Source organism: Hyphomicrobium sp. 99, from assembly GCF_000384335.2.
Lineage (GTDB): Bacteria > Pseudomonadota > Alphaproteobacteria > Rhizobiales > Hyphomicrobiaceae > Hyphomicrobium_B.
Map to the genome: position 1 here is coordinate 260,908 of NZ_KQ031382.1, position 13,569 is coordinate 274,476.

Below are 13,569 nucleotides of genomic sequence, written 5' to 3' on the forward strand. Positions count from 1 at the left end.
CGGCGCTCTTTGCGCTGGATCCCCGAACGTCCTTGCAATGCTCGCCCGTTCGAGGATGACGACTTGAACTGGCGCGGCATCCGGGGACCTGTTCACCCGGGCCGAACGCCTGTAAAAGGGCGCTTTCCGAACTGAAAGCATGTTTTCGCTATGACCGCCGCGCCGTTAATCAAGATCGCCACAGACGAGCCAGCCGCGAAGCTCTCGCTCGCAGGGCTGACGCGTGACCGCTTGAAAGTGGCGCTCGCGGCAGCCGGCGTTCCGGAAAAGCAGCTTCGCATGCGCGTCGGCCAGCTCTGGAGCTGGATCTACGTGCGCGGCGTCACGCGCTTCGAAGACATGACGGACGTATCGAAGGATCTCCGCCGCCAGCTCGAAGAACTCTACACGTTGGACCGTCCCGAGATCGTCTCCGAGCAGATCTCGGTCGATGGCACGCGCAAATGGCTCCTCCGGTTGCCGAAACGCGGGCACGAAGCGCGCGCCCCCGAAATCGAAACCGTCTACATTCCCGAAAGCGACCGCGGCACGCTCTGCATCTCGAGCCAGGTCGGCTGTACGTTGAATTGTTCGTTCTGCCACACCGGCACGCAGAAGCTCGTGCGCAATCTCGAGACGGAAGAAATCGTCGCCCAGATCATGCTGGCCCGCGACCGCATCGGCGATTGGCCCGGCGCAAAAGGCCCGGACGATGGCCGCCTCCTTCCGCAAAGCGAGCGCAAGATCACAAACGTCGTGCTGATGGGCATGGGCGAGCCGCTCTACAATTTCGACAACGTAAAAGCGGCGATGGACATCGCCTCCGACGGCGAAGGCCTGTCGCTCTCCAAGCGCCGCATCACGCTCTCGACCTCCGGCGTCGTCCCCGAAATCCCGCGTTGGGGCGAAGAGGCCGACACCATGCTCGCCATCTCGCTGCACGCAACGAATGATGCGCTGCGCGACGAGCTAGTACCACTCAACCGCAAATATCCGATCGCCGAGCTGATGGAAGCCTGCCGCAACTATCCGGGGCTTTCGAACGCGCGCCGTATCACCTTCGAATACGTCATGCTGAAGGGCGTCAACGACAGCCTCGCAGAGGCCCGCGCTCTCGTGCGGCTGCTCTCCGGAATTCCGGCCAAAATCAACTTAATACCGTTCAATCCTTGGCCGAACACGCGTTACGAGTGCTCCGATTGGGAGACGATCGAGCGATTTGCAGACGTCGTAAATCGCGCCGGCTACGCAAGCCCCGTTCGCACCCCCCGTGGGCGCGATATTCTCGCGGCCTGCGGGCAACTTAGGTCCGAGAGTCTGAAGCTCTCCGCAAGCGAGCGAAACGCCCTTTCACAAGGCGGCTGAGGCGACGCTTACGCCACCCCCTCGTTATTCCTGCTTGAGCGGCGGACGCGCTTATATACATTTCGCACGGGATAAGACGCAGGGGCGGGGTCGTCGTGCTTAGGTTTCTCAGCACACTAGCGCGAGTGATGTTCGGGTTTGTGCTCGCGAGCTTGGCCGCAGGCCTCGTCACCGTTCTCTTTGTTACGACGCCGGTCGAGGTCTTGAACGAGCCCTTCGATCGCCTGCCGAAAACCGCCAGCGAAACCTTCGATCTCGCTTTGCTCGCTGCGACCCATCTCGGAATTTTCGCATCCGTATTCGTGGCGATCGTCGCGCTGTCGAGCGAGATCTTCTCGATCCGCTCGCTGACGTTTTATCTGTTCGCAGGTATCGCTATCGCAACGGGGGGCTTCATCGCGCAATTTGAGAGCGAAGTCGCCGGTCAGCCGACGATCCTGAATAATTACGCGATCAAAGCCTTCCTCACGATCGGCTTCTTCGGCGGTTTCTTCTACTGGCTCGCATCGGGCCAGTTCGCAGGCCGGTCGCGTGACCGGCAACAGGGAATGGCAGAGCCCGTCCGGACCGAAACAGCAAGATCGGCACGCGAAGAGGATACCGACACCGAGGTCGTCATTACGCGGGCGCCGACGCCCATCGAGCAGGCTCGCCCTCGGCGTCCCTTCCTGCAGCGCCTCAAGTTTTCAAAGCCGGACGTCGGCCCAGAGTCAGCGGCTGAGCGCGATCGCGATGAAAACCGGAGTGGCAACGACGCGGCGATCCAAGAAGAACCGGCGAGATCAACCGAAAACACCGCACTGAATGGCCACGACAAGGCCTCGACACTCCACTGAGCCCTCCCCCGCACCGATTGACCGTGCTGGCCTCGCGAAGTGTTGATTAACCAAACCTGCGTCAGACGAGCTTCTTCGTTGCTGCAATGCAGCACCCCTGCTACGGTCCGGCGAGGTTAAGGGGATAGATCAATTGTTCGATTGCGCCCTGCATTTTCGCTTTCTGCAAAAAGCGACCGAAGCCATGTTCGAGATGGGTCAAGCGTCGGTCGCAGCCGCGCTGGCTTGCCAAAAGCGCCTCTATGACGAAATGGCGCCCGAACATCAGAGCGTCCCAGAATCTCCGGCTTGGCCTTCCTGGTTCGGTGACTGGACACCCGTCGCAAAGGGGCCCGCTCCCGTCCAAGCGGAAATCATGCAGGCTTGGCTCGCGATGGCGAGCGCTTCGCTTGCCTATTGGCCCGGCGCCCAGCAGTCGGTTACTGCGTCCCGCGTCTTTCCGGGCGGCGATTCATTTTGGCCGGCATCGGTCCAGGCATTTTGGGGCACGACGCCTTGGTCGCTCTACCAGGGCCCAATGATGGCGATGATGCTGTCCTACGGCATTCCCTACGCCGTCGCCGCGCCGACAGCGCGCGCAAGCACATCAGCGATGGATGCAGCCGATGCCGCATGCACGCAGTGGCGGCTGGTATTTGGAAATGCGGAAGGCCGCCGGGTCATGGATCGGCATTTTCCGCAGCAATCGCCGTGGTCGGCCTATCTGCACTGAAAACACAGACGAACCGATTCGTGCCGGGAGCTTCCCGGCCGCATAACGTCTGAGCCCAATTCGCAGCGGCGCTTATTGCGCGTCGGTCGCCGGAGCTGATCCAGCGGCAGGAGCTGCATCCTGCTCGCTTGCAACCGGCGCAGCAGCAGCTGGAGCGGCCTGAATGGTTTCAGGCTTCGGCTTCGGCGTTTTCTTGACCACCGCAGTCTTCGTCTTTTTGGCGGGCTTGGTTGCATCGGGCGCCGTCGCAGCAGCCGCGCCATCAGCGGGCGGCGTCGCTGCCGAGCCGTTTGCGGCCCAAGGAAGAACTTCCGGCTTCGTGCTCATGGCGGCAGCCTTCGCTTTGCCCTTTGCTTCTTCCTTTTTCAGCATCGCCAAGGATCGGCAGCGGGCTTTCGTTGCCTTGCCCGCATCGTTGGTGCCGGCGGCAACCCAAATGCAAAGACTGTTTCCGCCGCAGGCGTTCTCATCGAGATTGAGGCACGGCGAAGCGGCCTTTGCGGTCTTCGGCTTTTCAGTAGGCTTTGCAGCCCCGTCCGCAGGCGCCGGAGCCTCAGCCGTCGCAGGAGCAGCCGTAGCGTCGACCGGCGCAGCGGCTGCAGCCGTTGCTGCTGCCTTCTTCTCATGTTTGACCGGAGGAGCCGCCGGTACCGACGAAGCCGGAACGCTGCTGTCGGCGGATTTTTGCAGGTGCTCGCCCGGCGTATATGCCGGAAGCGGCGCAGCGGCGGCGGGTTGAGGAGTCGCCTGCGCCGGCTGAGCGACAGGTTCCGCCTGTGCTGGCGGATCATCCGGAGGGATCGTCACGGTGATTTCTTCGGCAGCAAGCGGCAGGGCCATCGCCCCGGCAAGCAAACCCAACCACACTAGATTCCCGACGATGCGAATCGACCTGATCACGGCCGCTCTCCCCCGATGAGATAAGTTCCCGAGCTTGTATCAGCTGACGCTTGTTCGAAACACCGCAAACACCTTGGCGATGCCTTTTTTATGTTCATGAGTTTGATGCAATGCGGAAAGGGTTAATACGGGCCATTTGCGCCACAAATAGCCGAAATGAGTGCGCCCCGATCATAACGCGGACCGCCTTCAAAGTGTTGGGAGATCCGCTCGTCTTCAAGACGGAGCCCTATTTCTCGCCCACTCCAAGGCCTGTTCCAGCCGGTCGTCTCCCCAGAACAACTCGCCATCCGGAGTGCTGAAGCTCGGCGCGCCGAATATCCCGAGCGCCTGCGCTTCCTCGGTGTTGGCGCGCAACTCCGATTTGACCGCCTGGTCCCCACTGAGCCGTCGGACGTCGTCGGCTTCGAGACCGGCAGTCGTCAGGCAGTCCGCCAATACGGCGTCATCGGATATGTCCAAGCCCTTGCCGAAAGCAGCTGAAAAAACAGCGCGGGTGAACGCTGCGTCCGCACCTTGGCCTCGTGCCGCAATCGCAAGACGCGCAGCTTTCAATCCGTTGGCCGGAAACGATGCCGGCATTTGAAAAGGAATGCCGCGCGCTGCCGCCGTGCGCGCGATGTCGCGCTGCATGTAGCGGCCCTTCGCCGGATAAATGTTGAACGGCGAGGTATCCCAACCCTGCGATTTGAAGATCGGCCCAAGCAAAAAGGGCTTCCAATCAATGGCGACATCAGCCTTCGCTGCCATCTCCTCGACCCGCATCGCGCTCAAATAAGAGTAGGTCGAGGCGAACTCGTACCAGAAAACGACTGTTGGCTTCATTGCTCTTCCTCGCTGTCCTACCCGCTGTCACAACAGTTAAAGCCAATTGCGACATGTCGTGATATGGCGCCAACCGGACTTGCAGGCAGCGCCGCCGACCCTATAGTGCCGCGCGTTTCCCAACCATTCCAAATTCGAAAGCCAGATCTCCCATGAGCGCCGCGCCTAAATCCGTGAAAAAGGTCGTCCTCGCCTATTCCGGCGGATTGGACACTTCGATCATCCTCAAGTGGCTGCAGGAGACCTACAGCGCGGAAGTCGTGACGTTCACGGCCGATCTTGGCCAGGGCGAAGAGCTGGAGCCCGCCCGCAAGAAAGCCCTGATGCTCGGCATCAAGGAAGAAAACATCTTCATCGAAGACCTGCGCGAAGAATTCGTCCGTGACTTCGTCTTCCCGATGTTCCGCGCCAACACGGTTTACGAAGGCGTTTATCTCTTGGGAACGTCCATCGCCCGTCCGCTGATTGCGAAGAAGCAGATCGAGATCGCCCGCAAAGTCGGCGCCGACGCCGTCTGCCACGGCGCAACCGGCAAGGGCAACGATCAGGTGCGGTTCGAGCTCGGCTATTATGCGCTCGAACCCGGCATCAAGATCATCGCCCCCTGGCGCGAGTGGACGTTCAAGGGCCGCGAAGATCTTCTGGAGTTCGCGCGCAGGAATCAGATCCCCGTCGCCAAGGACAAGGAAGGCGAATCGCCCTTCTCGGTCGATGCCAACCTTCTGCACTCCTCGTCCGAAGGCAAAGTGCTCGAGGATCCGGCAAAGAAGCCGCCCGAGGTCGTCTACCAGCGCACCATTTCGCCGATGAGCGCCCCCGACAAGGTGACGACGATCAAGATCGGCTTTGAAAAGGGCGATCCCGTTTCGCTCGATGGCAAAAAGCTTTCGCCGGCGACCCTTCTGAAGGCCTTGAACGATCTCGGCCGCGACAACGGCATCGGCCGCCTCGATCTCGTCGAGAACCGCTTCGTCGGCATGAAATCGCGCGGCGTTTACGAGACGCCCGGCGGCACGATCCTGATCACTGCCCATCGCGCCATCGAAAGCCTGACGCTCGATCGCGGCGCGGCCCATCTCAAAGACGAGATCATGCCGCGTTACGCCGAACTCATCTACAATGGCTTCTGGTTCTCGCCGGAGCGCGAGATGTTGCAGGCACTGATCGACAAGAGCCAGGAGAACGTCGAAGGCGAAGTGACGCTCGAGCTTTACAAGGGCAACGTCATCGTCATCGGCCGCGAGAGCGCGAAGTCGCTCTATTCGCCGACGCTCGTGACATTCGAAGACGACAAGGGCGCTTACGACCAGAAGGACGCGGAAGGCTTCATCAAGCTCAACGCGTTGCGCTTGCGCACGCTCGGCCTGCGGAACAAGAACTAGCCGGTCAAATCCCTGAAGGAGACGAACATGATCGTCATCACGAGAAACGGCGAAACGACGGTTCTCACGGGTTGGCGCGAATGGCTCGTCAAGATTGTGATTTTCATGGCGGCGGTCCTGCTGTTCGCCGTCATGGCATTTTTGATGTTCGGCCTCGCGGTGACGATCGGAGCGATCGCGCTCGTCGTCATACCGGCAGCGATCATCGTCGGACTGTTCGCGACGATCTTCGGCAGACGCGCTTAAATCTCCGTGTTGCCCACCTGCATCGAGCAGCGCATCGCCAGGGCGCACTAGGACGCTCGCTGACGATTTAATGCGACATTCGAGAATATTGGAATAACATATCTCTGACGGGGGCGATTCGCCCCGATGGCGTCCAGGGCGTTTCACTCGGCACGCGCCCGTTTTATCGGAAGTCGTTCCCGTCGTTTATTTTCCATTTTTGATCGACAACGATTGGGCCCCGGCGACGGCGAGCACGCCGCCCGCATTTACCGTTTGGCTGCCCCGTTTCCGCAATCACACCAGTGTCATGTTCGACTGAAACGAACTCGCGGCCTGCGCAATTTTCGCCTTGAGGCATCTCCGGCCTTGACGACGGGGTCTCGATCCCCGACATCGCGTGCTCGGATGATGAAATGCGCCTCAAAGCGCAAATTGCGAGGATGAGAGAATGAAGCTTGCGGCGGACGGAACGCCCGTGGTGACGCCCGCCGAATGGGCGCCTCAGAAGGCGATTTGGACCGCGTGGCCGGCCGATCCCGACGAGTGGGGCGGCGACCTCGAGACGCCTCGTCGCGACGTGGCGGCACTGATCCGCGCGCTCAGCGTCGCCGGCAATAAGGTCCGCCTTCTCGTGAATGGCGACGAAGCCAAGACCTCGGCTCTCGCTGCACTCGGCGACGCCGCTGAAGTCATCCCCGCGAAGTACGGCGACATCTGGCTCCGCGATACGGGCCCTATCTTCGCGCGCGCAGGCAAGGACGCGGTCGCACTGCGGTTCAAGACGAACAGTTGGGGCGGCAAATACGATCTTCCCGACGACGCAACGGTCGGTGACAACGTTGCCGAGCTTGCGAAAACACCCATCCGCCGTTTCGACTTCGTGCTCGAAGGCGGCGCCGTTGATCATGATGGCGAGGGCACGATCCTCGCCACACAGCAGACCTTGCTCAACCCCAACCGCAATGGCTGGACGAAAGAAGCGGCCGAGCAGGCACTTCGCGATGCCTTCGGCACGAAGAAAGTCATCTGGATCGATGAAGGCCTGAAGAACGACCACACCGACGGGCACATCGACAACATCGCGCGTTTCGTCGCGCCGGGCCGCGTCGTCTGTCAGGCGCCCGCCGGTCCCGACGATCCGAACGCGGAAACGCTGAACGCGATCGCGACAAGTCTCGAGAACGCGACCGACGCGGCGGGCCGCAAGCTCGAAGTCGTTCGCATTCCGGGCGTCGGCCTCTACCGCAACGCGCTTGGCGAAATCTCGCCCGCGTCCCATATGAATTTCATCATCGCCAACGATGTCGTCGTTGTGCCGATCTATGGGACTGCAACCGAGGCCGAAGCGCTTCAGGCTTTGCAGGTTGTTTTTCCCACGCGCGCAGTTGTCGGCGTTTCGTCCCGTGGCTTGCTCGGCTGCGGATTGGCCGGCGGCGGATCATTCCATTGCATCACACAACAGGAGCCCCTGTAGATGGCGCGACGCTCGATCACGGTCGGCAGCATTCAAACGTCCTACGGCCCCAATATCAAAGACAACATCGCCAAGACGGAAGCGTTCGTGCGCGAGGCGGCCGGCCGTGGAGCTGAAATCATCCTGCCGTCCGAGCTGTTCGAGGGCATCTACTTCTGCACGCGTCAGGAACCGAAGTGGTTTCAAACCGCGCATCCGGTCACTGAGCACCCAGCCGTGCTCGCACTTCGCGATCTCGCGAAGTCGTTGAAGGTCGTCATCCCGATATCGTTCTTCGAGAAGGACGGTCCGCGCTATTACAACAGCATCGCGATTGCCGATGCCGATGGCGAAATCCTCGGCGTCTATCGCAAGAGCCATATTCCCGACGGTCCAGGCTATCAGGAAAAATACTATTTCCGCCCTGGCGACACCGGCTTCAAAACCTGGAACACAAAGCACGGCAAGATCGGCGTCGGCATCTGCTGGGATCAGTGGTATCCGGAAACCGCACGCGCCATGGTTCTCCAAGGCGCTGAGATATTATTTTATCCAACCGCAATCGGATCGGAGCCATACGATCCGTCTCTCGACACGCACCTGCAATGGCAGCGCGCGATGCAAGGCCATGCCGTCTCGAATTCCGTACCGATCGTTGCAGCCAATCGCATCGGCGAGGAAGACAACGACGGCGTGAAGCAGAAGTACTACGGCCACTCCTTCATCAGCGATCATCGCGGCGAACTCGTCGAGAAATTCGGCGCTGAAGACGAAGGCGTCCTCGTACATACCTTCGATCTCGACCTCATCGAAACGTATCGCGCCGAGTGGGGTTTCTTCCGCGATCGCCGCACGGACCTCTACGCCAAGAGCATCATCTGAGCGGACGAGAACACGTCGCCGTTCTGCTTAGCGAGCAGCGATAAATTTCGCCCAACGTCGATTTTGCGTGCTCCGCGCCGATAATAATCCGCGCGGAGATTTCTGCTTGCACATCGATATAGCTCTATGACTATATAGTCACGAAACTATAACGGAACGAACGGTGCGGGGGCACCGCGTAAGATCAAAATCGGGGGGAAGATGTCGCGGATTGCGTTGGCCGCCGTAGCGGCCGTGTGCCTTGTCGTTGTCGAATCGCATCAAGCAGAAGCTCAACAGCCACCGACACCGGGCGGCAACGTGACCGCCGACGAAGCCTCGGTCCTCCCGCCCGTCGTTGTCCAATCGCCGACCGAGCCGCTCGGTCAACGCGCCAAGCCCAAAGCTTCATCGCAAAATGTAAAAGCCGCATCGGGCACGGCGAAAGAAAACACCATCGACGCAGGTGAAGGTTCCGCAGCAGGCGCAAGTCCTACCGGCTCAACGTCCGGATCAGGTGGCCCCGCGATCGGCGTCTTCACACTCGGCCAGATCGACATGATCGGCGGCAGCACCGTCACCAACGAAGCAATGTGGACGTTCAACAAGAACTCGCTCGATCAGGCCGTCAACCTGTTGCCCGGCGTATCGTCGTCGAACTCCGGCGGCAGCCGCAACGAAAAAGATATCTTCGTGCGCGGCTTCAATCGCTATCAGGTACCTTTGTCGATCGACGGCGTGCGCGTCTATCTGCCCGCCGATAACCGGCTCGATTTCAGCCGCTTCCTGACACCGGACCTGGCCGAAGTCCAGGTCGCGAAAGGTTACGTGTCGGTCCTGAATGGTCCTGGCGGCGAAGGCGGCGCCATCAATCTCGTCAGCCGCAAGCCGACGAAGGAAATCGAACTCGAAGGCCGCACGGGCCTCGTCACCGATGGCGACCTCAGCAGCCTGAATTCCTGGAACGCTTACGCCTACGCCGGCACGCGTCAGAAGAGCTACTACGCCCAAGTCAGCGGCAACATCGTCGACCAGGACCACTTCAATCTCTCGCACGACTTCACGCCCGCCAATTCCTCGACCCTCGGCTATAACCAGGGCGTCGCGGCGGGCTTCCCGTATCAGCGGAGCGGCGACCGCGATAATTCCGATTTCCGCGATTGGCGTATCAACGCCAAGGTCGGCATCACGCCGAACGCGACGGACGAATACAGCATCAACTACACCAATCAGCAGGGCGAAAAGGGCGCGCCGCTCAGCACCGAACGGCAGATCGTGCAGGGCTACTTCAACGGCAACACGGTCCGCTATTGGGATTGGCCGCAATGGGATACGTCATCGCTATCGTGGCTGTCGAAGACGAAGCTCGGCGATGCATCGTACATCAAGACCAACGCCTTCTATAACACCTTCCAGAACTCGATCTCGTTCTACCCGAACGCGACCTATACGAACCAGTTCACCGACAGCCCGTACGATGACTATTCCTACGGTGGCTTCGTCGAAATGGGCACCGACCTCATTCCGATGAACACGTTGAAGGGCGCGATCCACTTCCGTCGCGACTTCCACAATGAGCAGAGCATCAACTACAAGTATGTACCGACCTACTCTGTTAGCCTTGATCCTGCGAAACGGCAGTCGGAAGAAACCTGGTCGTTCGCTCTCGAGAACACGTTCCACGCAACGCGTTCGCTCGATATCGTGACGGGCGCCAGCTACGACACCAACCAGGTTCTCTACGCCAACGGCGGCACCGATAAGCCAGACGTCGATGCCTGGAACTGGCAAGCCGCCGCGATTTACAGCTACAGCGACAGCGGCAAGGTCCACGCCGACGTGTCGAGCCGCACGCGCTTTCCGACGCTTTTCGAGCGCTACAGCACGCGCTTTGGCTCAAAGACGGCCAACCCCGATATCGCACCGGAGCGCGCCACCAACTACGAAATCGGCATCAGCGATAACGTGCTCCGCAATGTCCACGTCTCGTCGGCGATCTTCTATGCCAACATCGACGACAGCATCCAGAGTGCCTTCTCGGGCGGCGCCAACAGCAAGAACTCGATCATCGGCTTCAACGCCGACGGCTATAACTACGGCTTTGAACTGTCGGCCGACTGGGACGTGATGTCCGGCCTCCGACTTGGCGGAAACTACACATATCTCGAGCGCCACCTCGACTTTAACTCGGCCACCTTGGCTCCGGGCTCGACGACACCAGAATACAATTCCGTCGCCGCCACGCAGCTCGAAGGCACGCCACGGCACAAGGCTCTGATCTATCTTGCCTGGAAGGCAACCGACAGGCTGACGCTAACGCCCAGCGTCGAACTCGCGACAGACCGCACGGCCCTCGTCACCAGCTGCGCATCGACGCTGGTGAATACGACCGGCGCAGTCAACGCGACCGGCAACTGCGGCAAAACGAGTGGCTACACCGGCAAGCCCAACTACGTTGACCTCGGCGCCTATGCTCTGGTTAACTTCCAGGCCGAGTATGCGTTTACCGAGGGCACGACAATCGCGATTGGCGCCATGAACCTGCTCGACGAAAATTATTCTCTCGCAGACGGTTTCCCCGAGCCAGGCCGCCAGTTGTTCGCTAATGTGCGGGCTCGCTTCTGACGAAGAGGAGTTCCCATGAAAATCAGCGCGAGGAACGTCATCAAAGGAACAATCGTCGACGTCCACAAGGGCGCGACGACGTCCCACGTCCGAATCGATGTCGGCAGCGGCACCATAGTGACGGCGTCGATTACCAACGAGGCAGTCGACGACCTCGGTCTCGTCAAAGGCATGGCGGCGTCTGCCGTGATCAAAGCGACCGACGTCATGGTCATGGTGAACTGATTATGAGAAAATACGGATTGTTGCCTGTCGCTGTCTGTACCCTCGTATTGGCAGCGGCATCGACGGCTTTTGCTGCGGAGACAGGCGGCTGCGAAAGCTTTCCCTGGCCGATCAAGACCGAACTGCAATGGATGAAGGCATCCGACAGCCAAGCCGTAAAGTCCGGCGCAAAGCTGCCGACGCCTCCGGAAAAAGCTTTGGCGCTTTCGCTCGAACCGATGAGCGCCGTGTCGTTTCCCGTGGCGCCGACCGGCAAGTTGAAACCGGAAGGAGACGTCTTCGGCGGCTTCGTCAACTTCGATAGTCCGAGCAGCGCGCCGGGCCTCTATCAGGTGACGTTGCAAACTCCTGGCTGGGTCGATGTCGTGCAGGACGGCAAGTCGTTGAAGCCCACCGCCCACAGCGGCAAATCCGATTGCGACGGTGTTCGAAAGACACTTCGCTTTAACTTGGATCCGGGACCTTTCACGATACAGTTCAGCAACATCAAGAAAGACTCGATCAAATTCGCCATCCGGCAAGCCGAATAGAAGCTGGACGAAGAGAGTCGAAAACATTTCAGCTCGGCGAATTGGCAGACTGACATGAATTATGTTGCCGACACGCCGAGACTTGAACTCTGCCGCCTTGCCGGAATTCCGATCAAGGTCGACATTACGTTTGCGCTCGTGCCGCTATTTCTGCTGGGCATCGTCCAGCAATCGCCGGTTGCCTTCTCCGTCCTCGTGGCAGGCGTATTTTTGTCTGTGCTGCTGCACGAGTTCGGACACGCGATCATCGCCCGGCTTTTCGCCGTTCCGGTTAGCGAAATCCTGGTCGGCGGGTTCTACGGCTACACGCGAATGCTCAGCGCGCCGCCCTCGAAACTCGCGAACATCATCATCCTGTTTGCAGGACCGCTGACCAACGGCCTCATTTTCCTTCTCTGTTGGAACGCCCTCGGCCAGCCGGACGTCAGCCTCACTGGGCGCTTCGGCCCGATCGACCCCGCACCCTGGCTCGAAGGCAGCCCGTGGAAATTACAAGCGGTCTGGACACTCGGCAGCATCAACCTCGCAATGCTGGTCTTCAACCTGCTCCCGGCTTTCCCGCTCGACGGTGGAAAGATCTACCGCGACGTGCTCAGCGCGTTGCTGCCCGATACCGCCGCTATCCGGACAATCGCGCTCTTGGGCGTCATCATCGGGTTGGCAAGCGCCTACATCGGCTTTCGCATCAGCCTCGTGATGCTCCTGATCGGCGCCCAGATCGCGATCATCAACTGGTCGATCCTGAAAGCGCCGCGAGACGCGGAAAATAATTAGCAGGCGACATTTGCAAAGGCCCGGCTTCTCCGGGCATATCCTCGGGCGTAGCGCTCTCGCCGGAGTTTCGATGTCATGACCCGCGTCTCCGTCAACCGCACGTTGTCGCGGCTGTACTGGCTGCTCGCCGTCGTCTTGGCTTTGCTGCTGGCGTCGAAATTCGCCAACGATATTCCCGGCCTCCCGCCCTTCGTCGTTGCCGCCGCCAACAACGTCTACGATTTCATGCGCGACATGTCGTTGCTCATCGCGACGGGCGGAGTCGCCTACCTCTCGAACGTCTTCCAGAAGCGCTCGAAATTCGTCGAAAGCCTCGAAGAGGAATGGCGCAACATCGTGCGCACGAAATCCGTCCTCCTTTCGACGTGCGAGAAGCCTTATCTCGCGACCGACGACTATCTGGCCGCTTACTACCGGATCAGCGAGACGATCGACACGATGCGCATCGTCTACCGCAACGCCGGCGAGACCGATGGCCTGATCGGCCTTTATCCCTACGCGCCGTTGCATGACATGCGCCGCGCACTCCAAACGCTCGATCCGCGCGTCGCACCCGAAGCGACGAATGAGAAAAAGGCTCTAGTCCGCGACGCCATCCTGCAGTCGTTCAACGCCCTGCGCGAAACCTTCCTCGAAGAACTCGACCTCGAAGAGCCGCAGCATCCCCTCTTAATTCCGGGAAGCCGCCGTTTGAAGGCTTCGGGCGCCGCCGTCTCCGCACTCGTCGTCGAGGAAAATCAGCGCCGTCGCCTGAAACGCGAACCGTCCCCAAGACCCGATGTTGACGAATTTCTAACAACGCTGCGGACTGAAGAAGAAGCGCCGGGCAAAAAGGACGAGACCGCGCTCCGCTAACCTCCCCTGCCCAACCGGC

14 protein-coding genes are annotated in these 13,569 nt (G+C 60.2%); 12 read left to right on the plus strand and 2 right to left on the minus strand.

Annotated elements, in window-relative coordinates; translation table 11 throughout:
* Positions 1-150 precede the first annotated feature (150 nt).
* From rlmN to G359_RS01605, 3 genes are all read left to right on the plus strand, one after another.
* On the plus strand, positions 151-1,344 hold the full coding sequence (rlmN, locus tag G359_RS01595) for a dual-specificity RNA methyltransferase RlmN (RefSeq protein WP_045834702.1): 1,194 nt from the start codon (positions 151-153) through the stop codon (positions 1,342-1,344).
* A gap of 95 nt (positions 1,345-1,439) precedes the next feature.
* Entirely contained in the window at positions 1,440-2,180 is a 741-nt protein-coding gene (locus G359_RS19545; protein ID WP_156150640.1) for a hypothetical protein, read from the plus strand.
* 133 nt (positions 2,181-2,313) lie between these two features.
* Positions 2,314-2,892 carry a hypothetical protein gene (locus G359_RS01605; protein WP_052699140.1) on the plus strand — a complete coding sequence of 193 codons (579 nt, stop codon included), beginning with the start codon at positions 2,314-2,316 and terminating at the stop codon, positions 2,890-2,892.
* 72 nt (positions 2,893-2,964) lie between these two features.
* Here the strand turns inward: G359_RS01605 and G359_RS01610 are convergent, their stop codons facing one another.
* On the minus strand, positions 2,965-3,792 hold the full coding sequence (locus tag G359_RS01610) for a hypothetical protein (RefSeq protein ID WP_156150641.1): 828 nt from the start codon (positions 3,790-3,792) through the stop codon (positions 2,965-2,967).
* A 216-nt stretch (positions 3,793-4,008) separates the two neighbouring features.
* Complete coding sequence (locus tag G359_RS01615; protein WP_045834704.1) at positions 4,009-4,617, minus strand: 2-hydroxychromene-2-carboxylate isomerase; 609 nt, start codon at positions 4,615-4,617, stop codon at positions 4,009-4,011.
* A 152-nt stretch (positions 4,618-4,769) separates the two neighbouring features.
* Here G359_RS01615 and G359_RS01620 point away from each other — a divergent pair, with 152 nt between their 5' ends.
* The 9 genes from G359_RS01620 to G359_RS01660 all read left to right on the plus strand — a co-directional run bounded on the left by G359_RS01620 (position 4,770) and on the right by G359_RS01660 (position 13,550).
* Entirely contained in the window at positions 4,770-5,999 is a 1,230-nt protein-coding gene (locus G359_RS01620; RefSeq protein WP_045834705.1) for an argininosuccinate synthase, read from the plus strand.
* Positions 6,000-6,026: 27 nt separating this feature from the next.
* Complete coding sequence (locus G359_RS01625; RefSeq protein WP_045834706.1) at positions 6,027-6,245, plus strand: hypothetical protein; 219 nt, start codon at positions 6,027-6,029, stop codon at positions 6,243-6,245.
* A 430-nt stretch (positions 6,246-6,675) separates the two neighbouring features.
* Positions 6,676-7,701 (plus strand): agmatine deiminase family protein, encoded by a 1,026-nt coding sequence (locus tag G359_RS01630; protein WP_045834707.1) that lies wholly within the window; start codon positions 6,676-6,678, stop codon positions 7,699-7,701.
* Positions 7,702-8,562, plus strand: a complete 861-nt coding sequence (aguB, locus tag G359_RS01635) for an N-carbamoylputrescine amidase (protein ID WP_045834708.1) — start codon at positions 7,702-7,704, stop codon at positions 8,560-8,562.
* 201 nt (positions 8,563-8,763) lie between these two features.
* Positions 8,764-11,166 carry a TonB-dependent receptor plug domain-containing protein gene (locus G359_RS01640; protein WP_052699141.1) on the plus strand — a complete coding sequence of 801 codons (2,403 nt, stop codon included), beginning with the start codon at positions 8,764-8,766 and terminating at the stop codon, positions 11,164-11,166.
* Positions 11,167-11,181: 15 nt separating this feature from the next.
* Positions 11,182-11,391 carry a TOBE domain-containing protein gene (locus G359_RS01645; RefSeq protein WP_045834709.1) on the plus strand — a complete coding sequence of 70 codons (210 nt, stop codon included), beginning with the start codon at positions 11,182-11,184 and terminating at the stop codon, positions 11,389-11,391.
* A gap of 17 nt (positions 11,392-11,408) precedes the next feature.
* Entirely contained in the window at positions 11,409-11,921 is a 513-nt protein-coding gene (locus tag G359_RS01650; RefSeq protein WP_245279894.1) for a hypothetical protein, read from the plus strand.
* 54 nt (positions 11,922-11,975) lie between these two features.
* Positions 11,976-12,695 (plus strand): M50 family metallopeptidase, encoded by a 720-nt coding sequence (locus G359_RS01655; RefSeq protein WP_045834711.1) that lies wholly within the window; start codon positions 11,976-11,978, stop codon positions 12,693-12,695.
* Positions 12,696-12,770: 75 nt separating this feature from the next.
* Positions 12,771-13,550 (plus strand): hypothetical protein, encoded by a 780-nt coding sequence (locus G359_RS01660; RefSeq protein ID WP_045834712.1) that lies wholly within the window; start codon positions 12,771-12,773, stop codon positions 13,548-13,550.
* The last annotated feature ends 19 nt before the right edge of the window (positions 13,551-13,569 follow it).